Source organism: Streptococcus moroccensis (genome assembly GCF_030812835.1).
GTDB lineage: Bacteria > Bacillota > Bacilli > Lactobacillales > Streptococcaceae > Streptococcus > Streptococcus moroccensis.
Genome location: NZ_JAUSTM010000021.1, coordinates 21,866 through 37,272, shown reverse-complemented (window position 1 = coordinate 37,272; position 15,407 = coordinate 21,866). Strand labels below are relative to the sequence as shown.

Below are 15,407 nucleotides of genomic sequence, written 5' to 3'. Positions count from 1 at the left end.
TGTGTTTGTGGTGAACTACATGATATCTCTCTGAGGTGTTTTTGTATACTTTTTTCTCAACTTGAAAGTGGCTAACTTCATTTTAGAACTTTCGAAATTTAAACAAATAACAGTGAGAATGGCCGGAAAACAAAAAAAGGGGCTTTTAGGCTTGCCAAGAAGAAAATATTTTGGTAAACTAATGAAGTTATAAACTATGGCTCAAAAGAGCTATGGCAGAAAGGAAATGTTTAACAAAATGAAAAAAGATATTCATCCAGAATACCGTCCGGTTGTCTTTCAAGACACTTCTACAGGCTATCAGTTCTTGAGTGGTTCTACTAAGAAAACAAGCGAGACTGTTGAATTTGAAGGTGCTGAGTACCCATTGGTTCGTGTTGAAATCTCTTCTGATTCACACCCATTCTACACAGGACGTCAAAAATTCACACAAGCCGATGGACGTGTGGACCGTTTCAACAAAAAATACGGTATCAAATAATCAGACGATATGTAACACAGTTCGAGAGAGCTGTGTTTTTTTAAACACATTTTTAATCTCACTAAGAATGGTCTTTTTGGTATAATGGTTACAAGATCTTGTGAAAAAGTCATAAAGGATACACTAAGGGAGTAGGGACATCATGAAATCAGACAATGCATCACTTTTGAAACGAATTGATGTCAAGTTAATCTTGCCAGTGGCCTTGTTACTGATAATAGGCTTGGTTGCTATTTTTGTTGCGACCACCCTAGATTATCCAGATAGGGCTACAGAAATGGTGATTCAGCAAGGCGCATGGGTTATGGTTGGCCTGTTTTTGGCTTCTTTGGTCATGTTTTTTGATCGCCAATTGTTATGGAAGGCAACTCCCTTCTTATATCTTTTAGGGGTGGTTCTGATGGTCTTGCCTCTGGTTTTTTATAGTCCGGAATTGGTTGCTGCAACAGGATCTAGAAACTGGGTGGCTTGGAACAATCAGAGCCTCTTTCAGCCGTCTGAATTCATGAAAATTTCCTACATTTTGATGATGGCCTATCAGATTGTCCGATTCCAATCAAAACAGGATTCAGCAACGCTAAAAAAAGATTTTTGGCTTCTCTTCCAATTGATCATAACGACAATTCCTGTGCTCATGTTACTCTATCTCCAAAAAGACTTGGGAACAGCTCTGGTTTTTGTCGCAATCTTTGCGGGGATGACCCTATTATCTGGCATTTCTTGGACCATTATCTTGCCTACTCTTCTTTTTGGAGTTCTTCTTATAGGTGGTTTTGTCGTTATATTTTCTCAAGAAGAAGGCCGAGTCTTTCTACATAATCTAGGCATTGACACCTATCAATTAAACCGTGTATCCGCTTGGTTAGATCCGTTTGAAAATGCCCAAACAACAACCTTTCAACAAGCACAGAGCTTGATTGCAATAGGGAGTGCAGGTCTTTGGGGAAAAGGTTTCATGACCAGTGATGTTCATGTTCCTGTGCGAGAAAGTGACATGATTTTTACAGTCATTGCTGAAAATTTTGGCTTTCTTGGAGGGATTGTCCTCATTAGCCTTTATATGGTATTAATTTACCAGATGATTCGTGTCACCATAGCTTCCAATAACCGTTTTTATACCTTTATTTCAACAGGATTTATCATGATGCTGTTATTTCATGTTATAGAAAATATCGGTGCAGCTACAGGTCTTTTACCACTAACAGGAATTCCCCTACCCTTTATTTCTCAAGGAGGATCCTCCATCATTTCTAATTTGATTGGTATAGGCTTGCTTTTATCCATGAGTTATCAAAATGCTTTAAAGCAAGAAGAAAAACAAAGCAAGGGTGTTCGAAAACACCGCTTTATCATTGAAAATATCGACTAGGTTATGTTGGATCAGGCACGAGATGATTGATGGTTGAGCATGTGTCCCTAACGAACGCGCTTTTAAGAAATCTTAATTTATTAAAAAATGGTAGTAGTCTACCATATTGCAAACACCAAAAAGGAGGTCATTTTTATGACAGTAGCCGTATTACTTGCACCAGGTTTTGAGGAAATCGAGGCTCTCACTCAAGTTGATGTGTTAAGACGGGCCGATATCCCTGTGGAAACACTTGGGTTTACGCCAGAAGTAAAAGGGTCTCATGACATCACTGTTCTAGCAGATAAAGTTTTTGAGGGGCAGTTAGAAGACTATGAGATGATTATTTTACCAGGAGGCTTACCAGGTTCTGATCATTTGCGTGATAATGATGCCTTGATTAAGGCTCTTCAAGAGGCAGATCAAGCTGAGAAATGGCTGGCAGCCATTTGTGCAGCACCAAAGGTACTAGGACGAGCTGGCCTCTTAAACGAGAAACGCTATACCTGTTATCCAGGCGTAGAAGAGGAGATTGCTACTGGGGAGCATACGGATGACCTCCTTGTCCAGGATGGCCGTATCATTACGGCTCAGGGAGCTGGGGTTAGCCTTGCCTTTGCTTACCATTTGGTGGATGTTCTGGGAGGCGACTCTAAAAAGTTGAGCAGTGGCATGATATATGATCCATTGTTTGAATAGCCTCCGATTATGATTGAAAAATAGCATTAAAAAGCCTTAAATTGCTTGTGTGACAAGACGTTTAAGGCTTTAATATTTTCAGAAAATATGCTATAATGAAGAGTATGAACTATCAAAATTATATTTGGGATTTAGGCGGTACACTTTTAGATAATTATGAGATATCGGCCAAAGCTTTTCGGGAAACACTCGAAGAGTATGGTCGTCCTGTTCCAGCCCATGATGAGGTGTACGCAGCTTTAAAAATATCAACTGCGGAAGCTATTTCTCGCTATGCAGCAGATTTGCCGGATTTTTTAGAGCATTATAAGTACCACGAAGGAGTGGATTTAGCAAATCCAATCCTTTTTAAGGGTGCCAAAGAGACTTTGGAGCAAATTGTTTCTTCAGGCGGTCGAAATTTTTTGTGGTCCCACCGCAATAACCAGGTCCTAGATATTTTAGCTGTGGCTGGTATTGATCATTTCTTTGAAGAAGTGGTTACAGGAGATAGTGGTTTTCCAAGGAAGCCTGATCCATCAGCTCTATTATACCTCAAGGATAAATACCAGATGGCGGATGCCTTGGTTATTGGAGACCGTGAGATTGACTTGGAGGCTGGACGAGCAGCGGGCATGGCCGTTTATCATTTTGATGGGCAAAGAAGCTTGCAATCTATTCTTGAATAGAATAGAGACAGGCATAAAGACGAGCTTAAAAGGCTTTAGGAATAGGAAAAAATGACAGAAGATATTAAAAACATACAAGAACTAGCTGAAAATTATGATGCTAGTCAAATACAGGTTTTAGAAGGTTTGGAAGCTGTTCGCTTGCGTCCAGGGATGTACATCGGCTCAACTTCAAAAGAAGGGCTCCATCACCTGGTTTGGGAGATTGTCGATAATTCTATCGATGAGGCCTTAGCAGGATTTGCCACGACAATTGAGGTCTTTATTGAGAAGGATAATTCCATTACCGTTGTAGATGATGGCCGTGGGATTCCAGTCGATATTCAGGAAAAAACGGGACGTCCAGCAGTTGAAACAGTCTTTACCATCCTCCATGCAGGTGGAAAGTTTGGCGGTGGTGGCTACAAAGTTTCTGGGGGTCTCCACGGTGTGGGGTCTTCAGTAGTTAACGCCTTATCTACGCAGTTAGAAGTCCATGTCCACAAAAACGGTCAAATCTACTATCAAGAATATCGTCAAGGGGCAGTAGTTGATGACTTGAAGGTTGTTGGGGAAACAGACCGTCATGGGACAACGGTTCACTTTACACCAGATCCTGAGATATTTACCGAAACAACGGAATATGATTTTGACAAGCTCAATAAACGCGTACAAGAGCTTGCATTCTTGAATCGTGGCTTGCGGATTTCCATCACGGATAAGCGTGACGATCAAGAGCAGACGAAAGAATATCATTATGAAGGTGGTATCGCCAGTTACGTTGAATATCTCAATGCTAGCAAGGAACCTATTTTTGACACACCAATCTTCACAGAAGGTGAAATGGATGACATTATTGTCGAGGTGGCTATGCAGTACACGACAGCCTATCAGGAAAATGTTCTCTCCTTTGCCAATAATATTCATACACACGAAGGTGGAACGCATGAGCAAGGTTTTCGGACTGCTTTAACCCGTGTCATCAATGACTATGCTAAGAAAAATAAAATCCTCAAAGAAAATGAAGATAATCTAACTGGAGAGGATGTCCGAGAAGGTCTGACAGCAGTTATTTCAGTCAAGCACCCTAACCCTCAGTTTGAAGGGCAAACGAAAACAAAACTGGGAAATAGTGAGGTCGTTAAGATTACGAATCGTTTGTTCTCAGAAGCTTTTTCAGATTTTCTTTTAGAAAACCCTCAAATTGCGCGTCGTATTGTTGAAAAAGGCATTTTAGCCAGCAAGGCTCGGATTGCAGCTAAGAGAGCTCGTGAAGTGACTCGTAAAAAATCAGGCCTGGAAATTTCCAATTTGCCTGGTAAGTTAGCTGACTGTTCCTCTAATGATCCCAACGAGACCGAACTCTTTATCGTTGAGGGAGACTCTGCAGGTGGATCTGCTAAATCTGGTCGTAACCGTGAATTTCAAGCTATTTTACCGATTCGTGGCAAGATTTTGAACGTCGAAAAAGCGACGATGGATAAAATTTTAGCTAATGAGGAAATTCGTAGTCTCTTCACAGCCATGGGAACTGGCTTCGGAGCAGAATTCGATGTTTCAAAAACACGCTATAAAAAACTGGTTATCATGACTGATGCTGATGTCGATGGCGCGCACATTCGTACCCTTCTCTTGACTCTTATCTACCGCTATATGCGTCCAGTTTTGGAGGCTGGCTATGTTTATATTGCTCAACCACCTATTTATGGGGTGAAAGTTGGATCAGAAATTAAAGCATACATTCAGCCAGGAGTTAACCAAGAACAAGAACTAGAAGCAGCCTTGGCAGAATACAGCCAGGGACGCTCAAAACCAACCATCCAACGCTATAAAGGTCTTGGAGAGATGGATGACCATCAACTTTGGGAAACTACTATGGATCCAGAGAACCGCTTGATGGCACGTGTAACAGTCGATGATGCCGCTGAAGCAGATCGGATTTTTGACATGTTGATGGGGGATAAAGTCGAGCCTCGTCGTGAATTTATCGAAGAAAATGCTGTTTATTCAACCCTTGACATTTAAAAGTCTCTAAAATGGGGGTGCAATCTGTCCTATAATATGGTATAATAGGGCAGGTTTTTATCAAAACAGAATAAAAGGAGTTTTATATGTCTAGTGGCGGAATCATTATTGTCATCGTGATAGTCACCATTATTATCCTTGCTTATGTCATGAGTATTTTAGCGAGAAAGCGCAATGAAACCTTGTTAGATCAGTTAGAGGAGCGTAAAGAAGCTCTCTTCAATCTTCCAGTCAATGATGAAATTGAAGAAGTGAAAAACATGCACTTAATTGGTCAAAGTCAGGTTGCTTTTCGCGAGTGGAATCAAAAATGGGTTGACCTCTCACTTAATTCTTTTGCAGATATTGAGAATCAGATTTTTGAAACAGAAGGCTTTAATCAATCTTTTCGATTTTTGAAGGCGAAAAATGCCATTGAGAATATCGATAGTCAGATTAACCTAGTGAGTCATGATATCGAGGAAATTCGTCAGGCTATGTCTGATCTCAAAACTCAAGAGGAAAAAAACAGTGGACGTGTTCACCATGCGCTTGATTTATTTGATGGGTTGCAACAAACCCTTGCCGAAAATGAGGCAAGTTATGGGTCGACCTTACCTGAATTGCAGAAGCAGTTTAAGCATATCGAATCAGAGTTTTCAGAATTTGTCACCTTGAATACTTCTGGGGATCCTATTGAAGCGTCAGCAATCCTTGATAAGACGGAAGAGCATATGATTGCCCTCAAGCAAATCATGGATCGCGTTCCAGGTTTGATTGAAAAACTTGTAACAACCATGCCAGAACAGTTGGAAGACCTTAATTCAGGCTATAAAAAACTGTTGGAAGAAAATTACCAATTCCCTGAAGAAAACATTGAAGTCCGCCTTCAAGACATCCGTTCAGCAATCAAGGACAACCTAAATACAACCGTTGATTTTGAATTAGACCAAGCGGATGCTGAAAATGAGCGCATTCAAGATGAAATTGATAGCCTTTATCAAATCTTCACTAAAGAAATTGAAGCCAAACAAGAAGTTGCTAAGCTGTCCAAGATTTTGCCAGATTATCTAGACCATATCCAATCAAGTCAAGACACATTGCAATCAGAAGTTGAGCGTCTTCGCCAGGTCTTCTTCCTCTCAGATAGTAAGTTAGGTCAAATCCAAACCGTTAAGAATAGTTTTGATGAATTGAAAACAGATGTTCACTATAAGATTGAACGGATGAACCAGCCAGATATTCCTTATTCTGACATTTTAGAGACCTTCAAAGCTGCAAAATTACAGCTTTCAGATATTGAGGAAGACCAAGTTGGCTTGGCAGAGTATCTGAATGCGCAAGAAACACAGGAAGTGAAAGCGCGGCAACAGGCAGCTGGTTTCGTGAATAAACTGCATACCATTAAGCGGTATATGGAAAAACGAAATCTTCCTGGGATTCCAAAATCCTTTATGACTCTTTTCTTTACAACCAGTGATAAGGTTGAGAGTTTGATGGAAGCTCTTGAACCTGAGCGGATTGACATGGAAGCCATCAATCGTCAATTAGATGTGGCTCAAACAGCTATGGACGAATTGGAAGCTGAAACTTATCAGATTGTTCAAGATGCTAGCTTAACGGAGCAATTACTCCAGTATTCGAATCGTTATCGATCACAGGATACCAATATTCAGACCGCTTTTGATGATGCTTTAGCTTCTTTTGAAAGACACTTTGATTATGGCTCATCCTTTGCAACAATCTCAACTGCTCTTGAAAATGTTGAGCCTGGTGTTACAGAACGCTTTGTAAAGTCCTACCAACGTACACGTGAGAGCATCACTTTCTAATAGGTGGGTAACGAAAGAAAAATATAGAAAAATCGGTAGTTTCAAAGACACCGATTTTTTCGTGCATTTCAAATAGGAGAGTCGGATTGCATCAAGAGACATTCTCCAAAATGAAGAAAGCTCTAGAATCTTTTAACGGCTAAAACACAAAAAAGTTAGCGAGAGCTAACTTTTTGATGATTTCAAGAAAATAATCGAAAATTAACCGCAGACCTTGTGGACGGGGCAGTCTTTTTTTGTCTATATCTTTAGCACTACATCTTATGGCGTCTTATCTTTGAAGACGAGAAGTTTACTGAGGATATAATTTAAAATGACAAAGAATACCTGACTGATGAGAGAGACAACAAGGTCAATTTTTTTAGGGTCATGGGCGACAAATTGACCAATGATACCAGGAAAGGCTTTGGTTAAAAGGTAGGTCAGTAAAAGGTCGATACCAAGCGTTGAGAGACGCGCGATAAAGAACTTGACGAGGCGTTTCGTCCATCCTTGCCTTGGTTGTCTAAAGACAAAACGATCGTTGGTGACAAAAGCAAACAAAATAGCTGTTATATTAGCGACAAAAGCGGCAAAGAGTGACTCCTTGGTCAGAGAAAAGACGACAAATCGAGTGACAAAATAGACTACGGTTGTCAGAACACCAAAAAAGAGGTAAGATAGCACTTCATGATTTAAGATTTTTTTCATAGTATCAGTCTACCATTTTTCGAAAAATTATGCTATACTTATAAAGTTGTTTTTAACAACCCTTGACACTTCCTACCTTTAGTCAAGCATATTACAAGCGGTTTAGCCGCCAAAGGAGACCTATATGACACAAAAATGGACTGCGCGTGATCTCGCGCAAATTGCAATGGTTGCAGCGATTTATATTGTTTTAACCATCACACCACCTCTCAATGCGATTTCGTATGGGGCTTATCAATTCCGTCTTTCTGAAATGATGAATTTTACAGCCTTTTATAACAAAAAGTATATTATTGGTGTGACTTTAGGCTGTATGATTGCTAATTTTATTGGATTTGGTTGGATTGATATGATTGTGGGAGGACTTTCAACGTTAGTTTTCTTAACCTTGGGTGTTTACCTCTTTGAACGCTATATGAAGGACTATTTGTTTAATGGTCTCATTAATAAAGCTTTTTTATATTTTGCCATTTTCTTCTCTCTTAGCATGTTTACTATTGCTTTGGAGCTAAAATTTCTTTATGATAGTCCATTCTTCTTCACCTGGTTAACGACTGGGGTTGGTGAGTTTGCTTCTCTACTCATAGGTGGAATCATCATGGATAAATTAAGCAAGCGGATTAACTTTCGGCAATGACTATCAAAAAAATCTGGGGTGGGCCAGATTTTTTTGCTTTGAAAGCTATAGCAGTTGGATTGTGATTTTTCATTCAAATTTCTCTTGATTTTCACCTTTTTTTCCTATAAAATAAAGAGGTCTACTATATTGCAAATAGGAGAAAGAAATGACAAAACAATTGAAACGACCTGAGGTACTATCACCTGCAGGAACCCTTGAAAAATTAAAGGTAGCTGTTGATTATGGCGCTGATGCTGTCTTTATCGGTGGTCAAGCCTATGGATTGCGCAGTCGTGCTGGTAATTTCACGCCTGACCAAATGCGAGAAGGTATCGCTTATGCGCATGAACGTGGAGCTAAGGTTTATGTGGCTGCTAACATGATTACCCATGAAGGCAATGAAGTAGGAGCTGGTGAGTGGTTTAGAGAGCTCAGAGATATGGGAATTGATGCAGTTATTGTTTCAGACCCTGCGCTAATCATGATTGCCTCAACAGATGCACCAGGACTCGAAATTCACTTATCAACTCAAGCCTCCGCAACCAACTATGAAACCTTTGAATTTTGGAAGGAACTCGGATTAACACGAGTTGTGTTAGCTCGCGAAGTCACCATGGCAGAAGTGGCAGAGATACGAAAACGCACAAATGTTGAGATTGAAGCCTTTGTTCATGGGGCCATGTGTATTTCTTATTCTGGACGTTGCGTGCTCTCTAACCACATGAGTCATCGTGATGCAAATCGCGGAGGATGTTCACAGTCCTGTCGTTGGAAATATGATCTCTATGAAATGCCTTTTGGGCAGGAACGTCGTAGTCTTAAAGGGGAAATTCCAGAAGAGTATTCGATGTCTTCTGTTGATATGTGCATGATTGAGAACATTCCAGACCTGATTGAAAATGGTGTTGATAGTCTCAAGATTGAAGGCCGTATGAAATCGATCCATTATGTGTCAACAGTGACTAATTGTTATAAGGCAGCTGTGGATGCTTATTTGGAAAGTCCGGCTAAATTTGAAGCTATTAAGCAGGATTTGATTGATGAACTTTGGAAGGTTGCTCAACGGGAATTAGCAACAGGCTTTTATTATCAAACCCCATCTGAAAACGAGCAACTCTTTGGAGCCCGCCGTAAGATTCCAGAATACAAGTTTGTGGCAGAAGTCGTGTCCTTTGATGAGATGACAATGACCGCGACCATAAGGCAGCGCAATGTTCTCCACGAAGGTGATCAGGTTGAATTTTATGGACCAGGTTTCCGTCATTTTGAAACCGTGATTGAGGATTTACATAATGCTGACGGTGAAAAAATAGACCGTGCACCAAATCCAATGGAGCTATTAACCATCACAGTTCCTCAGCCTGTCTATCCAGGAGATATGGTTCGTGCTTGTAAATCAGGATTAATCAATCTTTATAAGGAGGACGGCGTCAGTATGACTGTCCGTGCTTAATTAGCTTAGAAAAAAAGTCGCTGAAAGTTAACTCTCAGCGATTTTTTGTAATCTTGGTGGAAGGACGGCTATTTTTTTAATTTCGTGCAGGTCTATAATGAGGGTAATTGATTTTTTGAAATTTTCTAAAACAACCTGAGATTTGGTCTGATCAAAACGTATCACAGTCCCTGTAAAATGCTGATTCCCATAGATGACATGGACAGCCATTTTAGCTTCAAGCGCCTGACGAATAGTCTTTAAAATATCTGGATTGATGCCCTGCTCTTGGCCCTTTATCTGGTGTTCAATAGCATTTATATAATGATTTAGCATTAAAAAGAATTTCGAGAAAATCTTTTTCATAGTAAAAACTCCGAAGTCTTGATACAATAATCATATATCATTTTGACTAAAATCACAAGTTTTTTCGAATAATAGGTTAGGAGGTACTTATGGCAGAATTTAGCTTTGAAATTGTTGAAAAACTCTTGGTCTTATCAGAAAATGAGAAAGGATGGACCAAGGAACTCAATCGTGTTAGCTTTAATGGAGCAGAACCCAAGTATGATATCCGTAGCTGGAGCCCCGATCATAGTAAAATGGGAAAAGGCATCACGTTGACAAACGAAGAATTTCAGGTCCTTCTGGATGAATTTTCTAAATAACCTCGTTATGTCATAGCTAAAACCTATCCAATCGATAGGTTTTTTATATTAGGCAGATTCTTGATGGTGTGTTGATGATAGAAGAGCTTAGCGTAGTCCAGGATGGAGTTGGGAAGCATAGGCATTCTTTATGGGGTAACGATAAGGCAAAGGGTTAGGCCATGAGACTCTTAATATGGACTCAGGGCTGGCTATGTTAAAAAATGAAGGAGTTCTTCATGAAGAATATTATCTCCTATCTCAAGATATTGTCCAAATCGAAGTGATGGCCAATTTGGATCAGGTATCAGCTACGGGTAGCCTGATTATCATTTCTTTCCCATATTGGGAAAAAGTGACAGGGTCTCCTGTTAGAGCTATTTCCATTTCATCCTAGTTATAGCTAAAAGTTATACCATAAGATAGAAAAGATATAATTTACAGTAATACTAGCTTTTGGTACAATAAGAAAAGAAATGAAAATGAAAGTCGAAGGACATTACCATGACAAAAATAACGACACAAACTGCGCCGTATAGAGTCGATCATGTGGGCTCCTTTTTACGCCCAGATTATTTGATTGCGGCGCGTGAACAATATGCTGCGGGTGAAATCTCTCAGGAACAACTGACTAAAGTTGAAGACCAGGCTATCCGTGAATTAGTGGTCAAGCAACAAGAGCTTGGTATCGAAAATATTACTGATGGAGAATTTCGTCGTGCTTACTGGCATTTGGACTTCTTCTGGGGATTAAATGGTGTCGAGCATGTTCAAGCTGAGCAAGGCTATCATTTCCATGATGAAACAACCAAGGCCGATTCTGCAATTCTTTCAGGGAAAATTTCTGGTGAAAACCATCCTTTTGTGAAGCACTATGTTTTTCTGCGTCATGAGGTTGGTGAAAAAGGAGTTGCACGGTTAACCATTCCAGCTCCGGCTCAACTGTATTTTGAATTGATTCGTGATGAGGAACATGTTGCTAATTTAGCCCAGTTTTACCCTACTTTTGAAGCAGTGGTTGAAGATATTCGAGATGCTTACCTCACTGTCTTGAACGATTTATATGACGAGGGTCTTCGTGCCATCCAGGTCGATGATTGCACATGGGGAACACTTGTTGACGATAATTTCTTATCAGCTTGGGGTCGCGGTGAAAAAACCAAAGAAGAAGTACGCGCTGATTTAGCAGACAAATTTTTGACCCTTAATAACGCTTTTTATGAAGCAGTTCCAGAAAATGTTACAGTGACTAGTCATGTTTGCCGTGGTAACTTCCACTCAACTTGGGCATCTTCCGGAGGATACGGTCCAATTGCTAAAGAGCTTTTAGGGGAAGAAAAAGTTGATGGCTACTATTTGGAGTATGATACGGATCGTGCTGGTGACTTCTCACCCCTTAAGGAGTTAACACCAGGTAAGAAAGTCGTTCTTGGTCTTTTGACCTCGAAATCGGGAGAATTAGAGAGAAAAGAAGACGTCATTGCGCGTATTCGAGAAGCAGCTGAGATTGTACCGCTAGAAGATCTGTGCCTCAGTCCACAATGTGGTTTTGCCTCAACTGAGGAAGGTAATATTCTCACTGAAGAGCAACAGTGGGCTAAGCTCAAACTCATCCAAGAAATCGTGGCTGAAGTTTGGGGCGAATAAGCTAGATAGTAGGCAATGGAGCTTGGGACAAAAGTGTCTCAAGCTTTTTTTGTACGACCTCTATCAGAAATAGGAACTTTGACTAAAAGGTCAGTCAATCCATGACAGTACTGGTAAAGCTTAATGGTTAAAAAGTTGAAATTGCATTGATCCGAAAGGGATTTTGAAGAAATTAAGACGTGTGAATATATGTTTTATATGTGTTATGCTATCTAGGCATATTTAAATTTTCTCTAAGAAATTTTTGATTCAAAAGTCATAAATTTAACATTTTATTAAATTTGTAAGTATAGGACTTAACACGGGAAAATATTTGTAAATTCTATGTAAGCGTTTAATTTGATAAAATCAACTTATAGATAAAATTAAAAAAATCACAAAGGGGATAACTATGATGTGGTATATGAATGAAGAAAGATTACTGTTGCAAAAAGCATTTAGAAGATTTGCTCAAGAGAAAGTAAGACCTTTTATTCCTAATATGGAAGAGAATGACGAAGGTCCTAAAAATCTACTGAAGGAACTTGCTCGCTTAGGCTATGCAAAATTACCTGTTCCTAAAGATTTAGGTGGTATGGGTGAAGACTATATAAGTTGGGGTTTGTTATTGGAAGAATTGGGAAGAGAAAGTCTCAATTTTGCGTTTTTAACTGCTTTAATTCAGATTAATAATCGTGTGTTTTATGATCATAATGCAGCAACAAAGGAACAAATTGAAAGATATGTTAAACCAGTTATCAATGGGGAGTATATTTTAGGTTTAGCTAGCTGTGAACCTGCAGGGGGAAGTTTCTTTGATGGCTATGAAACAGTTGCCCAAAAAGAAGGGAATGAATGGGTCATTAACGGCAGTAAAATTTTTATCACTGAGTGTGACTTTGCTGATTATATTATCGTATGTGCTAGAACTAAAGAACATGTAACCTTGCCATCGTGTGATGGTCTTGAAATTTTCGTTATTCCAACTGATATTGAAGGATTCTCAGTAGGCCATATTGAACATAAAGTTGGACTGAAAGGAAGTCGCACTGGGTCAATATACTTAGATAACGTTAGAGTCCCTGAAAGTAGTAGACTTAACCATGTACGTAATTTAATTTTAACATCACCTGAGGAACTGGGGATTTACGGCGCTATGACCCTTGGAGCATGTGAAAGAGTTCTTGAACAGACAGTTGATTATTTGAAATCACGTGTTCAGTTTGGAAGTTCATTATGGGATGCACATGAATCAATGCGGTGGACTTGTGGACGTTTAAAATCAAAAATCAGTGCATTTCGAAACTCAGTATATGGTCATTTAGCTAATATGACTAATGGACAAAGAGATGGTATGGAGGCACTATCTTGTAAAGTTGAAGGTGTTGACCTATTACGAGAAGTAACAACTGAATGTAATGCATTGTATGGAGGTATGGGAGAGATTTACGAAACAGGAATTGAACGATTCTATAGAGATGCTGCTGCTCTTGAACATCCATGTGTTAGTGATAAAAGTGCAGTTAATTTTATTGGAAGTAGCCTATAAAGGAGATATAAGAAATGAAAATTATTATATGTGTTAAATCTGTACCAGACCCAAGTTACTACAATCAGATTCAAATGGACTCAGAGACAAAATCTTTAGTTAGGACAAACATACCAACTGTAATTGGGCAAAGTGACCTTCATGCTCTAGAAGAGGGTTTACGTCTAAAAGACAAATTTGGTGCAGAGGTTGTTGTCATTTCAATGGGACCAGAAGCTGCGAAGACACAACTTTATGAAGCATTAGCGTTCGGAGCTGATAAAGCCATCCTTTTAAGCGACAATAAAGTTGCAGGAAGCGATACATTTTCAACATCATATGTCCTAAGCAAAGTTATTGAGACAATAGGAAATTTTGATTTAATTATTGCTGGTAATGAAAGTTCTGATGGTGCTACTGCTCATGTTCCTTCACAAATTGGAGAATGGCTGAATATACCTCATGCTGCAAATGTTACTAATATTGTGGCAGAAGAGCAAGAGTATGTCATTGTGAACAAAAAGTTGGACAATGGTATAGGTCGTTATAAAATGCCAACACCAGCAGTTCTAGGTGTGAACGCCTCTATTAATAATATTCGTTACATGTCAGTACCATCTATCTATGATGCTAAAAATAAGCCATTAGAAGTCTGGTCAACAGAAAACCTAGTAGCTATCGAAGAAGAGTACATTGGTTTAGCAGGCTCTCCATCTCAAAATGGTAATTTGGTAGTTAGAGAAATAAAAAAAGAAGTCAAAATGCTTAGCCAACGTCCAGAAGAGATTGCAGAACAGCTCTACCAAGCAATTGAAGCTATTAGAAATAAGTAGGAGATAAATATGGCACAAAAAGAAATTTGGATTTATGCAGAATTTATAAATAATCAGTTAGCATCAGTCTATCAAGAACTATTGACTAAAGCAAAACAATTAAAAAAAACAATACCTGATAGTATTATTTCAACGGTTGTTTTAGGCTATAATAATGCAGAAAAAATTTCTGCTCTACAAGAATTAGGTACTGAAAAAATCTATCAAGTTGATAATGAGAACTTATCAATTTATAGACAAGATGTCTATGCTAAGGTTGTTTCAGAATTAATTAGTCTATATTCTCCAGAAATGTTTTTTATTGGAGCGACAGCCATAGGTTCTGAATTAGCGCCTACCGTTGCTATAAAAAATCGAACAGGACTTGCAGCACATTGTGTAGATATTTGCCACGATACTGAAAAAAATAGAATTAATTGTCTGGTGCCAGCTTTTGGTGGAAAAGTAGTTAGTGAAATTTACATTTCTAAACATCGACCAATCATGGCATCAGTACGCCCAGGAATATTAGAAAAGCAGGATTTTGAACCAATATCAAATGTTGAGATTATCAACTCTCAAGCAAGCTACCAAAGTTTAACTTCACAAGAGGTTCTGCTTGAAGTGGTAGAGCAAACTCAAACAGAGAAAAGTTTGACTGAGGCTGATATTGCTCTTGTTGCAGGCCGTGGAGTTGCTAATAAAAGTTCTTTTGATTTACTTGAAAAATTATCTCATAAACTAGGTGTAGGTTTAGGCTATACAAGAAGTTTTACCGATAGTGGATTTGTATCTGATGAAACACATGTCATTGGGACAAGTGGTGTTTCAATTAAGCCCCAACTTTTCATTGGTTTTGGAATATCAGGGGCTATACATTTTGTCAGTGGTATGGAGAAATCAAAAGTCGTTTACAATATCAATAATGACAATAAGGCGAAGATATTTAATGTCTCAGATTATGGCGCAGTTGGAGATGCTAATAAAGTGATAGAATTGCTATCAAAAAAATATTTTTAAATTTTGGGCATGAGAACAATTT

Annotated in this window: 15 protein-coding genes, 1 pseudogene and 1 riboswitch; of the genes and pseudogenes, 14 read left to right on the top strand and 2 right to left on the bottom strand. The window is 39.0% G+C overall.

Translation table 11 applies throughout. The features are described from left to right. Positions 1-238: 238 nt before the first annotated feature. From J2S23_RS09180 to ezrA, 6 genes are all read left to right on the top strand, one after another. Positions 239-481 carry a type B 50S ribosomal protein L31 gene (locus tag J2S23_RS09180; RefSeq protein ID WP_307122425.1) on the top strand — a complete coding sequence of 81 codons (243 nt, stop codon included), beginning with the start codon at positions 239-241 and terminating at the stop codon, positions 479-481. A gap of 142 nt (positions 482-623) precedes the next feature. Then, positions 624-1,850 carry an FtsW/RodA/SpoVE family cell cycle protein gene (locus tag J2S23_RS09175; protein WP_307122424.1) on the top strand — a complete coding sequence of 409 codons (1,227 nt, stop codon included), beginning with the start codon at positions 624-626 and terminating at the stop codon, positions 1,848-1,850. 135 nt (positions 1,851-1,985) lie between these two features. After that, positions 1,986-2,528 (top strand): DJ-1 family glyoxalase III, encoded by a 543-nt coding sequence (locus J2S23_RS09170; RefSeq protein ID WP_307122423.1) that lies wholly within the window; start codon positions 1,986-1,988, stop codon positions 2,526-2,528. Positions 2,529-2,632: 104 nt separating this feature from the next. Further along, complete coding sequence (locus tag J2S23_RS09165; protein ID WP_307122422.1) at positions 2,633-3,196, top strand: HAD-IA family hydrolase; 564 nt, start codon at positions 2,633-2,635, stop codon at positions 3,194-3,196. Between the two features lie 51 nt (positions 3,197-3,247). Further along, on the top strand, positions 3,248-5,200 hold the full coding sequence (gyrB, locus tag J2S23_RS09160; protein ID WP_307122421.1) for a DNA topoisomerase (ATP-hydrolyzing) subunit B: 1,953 nt from the start codon (positions 3,248-3,250) through the stop codon (positions 5,198-5,200). A gap of 86 nt (positions 5,201-5,286) precedes the next feature. Beyond that, positions 5,287-7,011 carry a septation ring formation regulator EzrA gene (gene ezrA / locus J2S23_RS09155; protein WP_307122420.1) on the top strand — a complete coding sequence of 575 codons (1,725 nt, stop codon included), beginning with the start codon at positions 5,287-5,289 and terminating at the stop codon, positions 7,009-7,011. 261 nt (positions 7,012-7,272) lie between these two features. Here the strand turns inward: ezrA and J2S23_RS09150 are convergent, their stop codons facing one another. Next, complete coding sequence (locus tag J2S23_RS09150) at positions 7,273-7,701, bottom strand: GtrA family protein (protein ID WP_307122419.1); 429 nt, start codon at positions 7,699-7,701, stop codon at positions 7,273-7,275. A gap of 28 nt (positions 7,702-7,729) precedes the next feature. Then, positions 7,730-7,828, top strand: a riboswitch (PreQ1 riboswitch). Between J2S23_RS09150 and J2S23_RS09145 the strand changes: the two genes are divergently transcribed. Beyond that, positions 7,826-8,338, top strand: a complete 513-nt coding sequence (locus J2S23_RS09145) for a QueT transporter family protein (protein ID WP_307122418.1) — start codon at positions 7,826-7,828, stop codon at positions 8,336-8,338. Its footprint overlaps the riboswitch before it by 3 nt. 148 nt (positions 8,339-8,486) lie before the next feature. Next, positions 8,487-9,773, top strand: coding sequence for a peptidase U32 family protein (locus J2S23_RS09140; RefSeq protein ID WP_307122417.1), 1,287 nt, complete (start codon positions 8,487-8,489; stop codon positions 9,771-9,773). Positions 9,774-9,800: 27 nt separating this feature from the next. Here J2S23_RS09140 and J2S23_RS09135 read toward each other — a convergent pair whose 3' ends face one another. After that, a complete protein-coding gene (locus J2S23_RS09135) occupies positions 9,801-10,118 on the bottom strand; it encodes a hypothetical protein (RefSeq protein ID WP_307122416.1) in 318 nt (105 codons plus the stop codon). 89 nt (positions 10,119-10,207) lie between these two features. Between J2S23_RS09135 and J2S23_RS09130 the strand changes: the two genes are divergently transcribed. The 6 genes and pseudogenes from J2S23_RS09130 to J2S23_RS09105 all read left to right on the top strand — a co-directional run bounded on the left by J2S23_RS09130 (position 10,208) and on the right by J2S23_RS09105 (position 15,385). Further along, positions 10,208-10,420, top strand: a complete 213-nt coding sequence (locus tag J2S23_RS09130) for a YdbC family protein (RefSeq protein ID WP_307122415.1) — start codon at positions 10,208-10,210, stop codon at positions 10,418-10,420. 148 nt (positions 10,421-10,568) lie between these two features. After that, positions 10,569-10,796: pseudogene (locus J2S23_RS09125) on the top strand (cyclase family protein); the annotation flags it as partial. A gap of 116 nt (positions 10,797-10,912) precedes the next feature. After that, positions 10,913-12,046: a 5-methyltetrahydropteroyltriglutamate--homocysteine S-methyltransferase gene (locus tag J2S23_RS09120; protein ID WP_307122426.1), complete on the top strand. Its 1,134-nt coding sequence runs from the start codon at positions 10,913-10,915 to the stop codon at positions 12,044-12,046. Positions 12,047-12,437: 391 nt separating this feature from the next. Next, entirely contained in the window at positions 12,438-13,574 is a 1,137-nt protein-coding gene (locus J2S23_RS09115; protein ID WP_307122414.1) for an acyl-CoA dehydrogenase family protein, read from the top strand. Between the two features lie 14 nt (positions 13,575-13,588). After that, positions 13,589-14,386, top strand: a complete 798-nt coding sequence (locus tag J2S23_RS09110) for an electron transfer flavoprotein subunit beta/FixA family protein (RefSeq protein WP_307122413.1) — start codon at positions 13,589-13,591, stop codon at positions 14,384-14,386. A gap of 9 nt (positions 14,387-14,395) precedes the next feature. Further along, entirely contained in the window at positions 14,396-15,385 is a 990-nt protein-coding gene (locus J2S23_RS09105; protein ID WP_307122412.1) for an electron transfer flavoprotein subunit alpha/FixB family protein, read from the top strand. Positions 15,386-15,407: the final 22 nt, after the last annotated feature.

Excerpts from the sequence above, each read along its gene's own strand:
- J2S23_RS09180 (WP_307122425.1), top strand. The coding sequence starts at position 239 with ATGAAAAAAGATATTCATCCAGAATACCGTCCGGTTGTCTTTCAAGAC.
- J2S23_RS09175 (WP_307122424.1), top strand. The coding sequence starts at position 624 with ATGAAATCAGACAATGCATCACTTTTGAAACGAATTGATGTCAAGTTA.
- J2S23_RS09170 (WP_307122423.1), top strand. The coding sequence starts at position 1,986 with ATGACAGTAGCCGTATTACTTGCACCAGGTTTTGAGGAAATCGAGGCT.
- J2S23_RS09165 (WP_307122422.1), top strand. The coding sequence starts at position 2,633 with ATGAACTATCAAAATTATATTTGGGATTTAGGCGGTACACTTTTAGAT.
- gyrB (WP_307122421.1), top strand. The coding sequence starts at position 3,248 with ATGACAGAAGATATTAAAAACATACAAGAACTAGCTGAAAATTATGAT.
- ezrA (WP_307122420.1), top strand. The coding sequence starts at position 5,287 with ATGTCTAGTGGCGGAATCATTATTGTCATCGTGATAGTCACCATTATT.
- J2S23_RS09150 (WP_307122419.1), bottom strand. The coding sequence starts at position 7,701 with ATGAAAAAAATCTTAAATCATGAAGTGCTATCTTACCTCTTTTTTGGT.
- J2S23_RS09145 (WP_307122418.1), top strand. The coding sequence starts at position 7,826 with ATGACACAAAAATGGACTGCGCGTGATCTCGCGCAAATTGCAATGGTT.
- J2S23_RS09140 (WP_307122417.1), top strand. The coding sequence starts at position 8,487 with ATGACAAAACAATTGAAACGACCTGAGGTACTATCACCTGCAGGAACC.
- J2S23_RS09135 (WP_307122416.1), bottom strand. The coding sequence starts at position 10,118 with ATGAAAAAGATTTTCTCGAAATTCTTTTTAATGCTAAATCATTATATA.
- J2S23_RS09130 (WP_307122415.1), top strand. The coding sequence starts at position 10,208 with ATGGCAGAATTTAGCTTTGAAATTGTTGAAAAACTCTTGGTCTTATCA.
- J2S23_RS09115 (WP_307122414.1), top strand. The coding sequence starts at position 12,438 with ATGATGTGGTATATGAATGAAGAAAGATTACTGTTGCAAAAAGCATTT.
- J2S23_RS09110 (WP_307122413.1), top strand. The coding sequence starts at position 13,589 with ATGAAAATTATTATATGTGTTAAATCTGTACCAGACCCAAGTTACTAC.
- J2S23_RS09105 (WP_307122412.1), top strand. The coding sequence starts at position 14,396 with ATGGCACAAAAAGAAATTTGGATTTATGCAGAATTTATAAATAATCAG.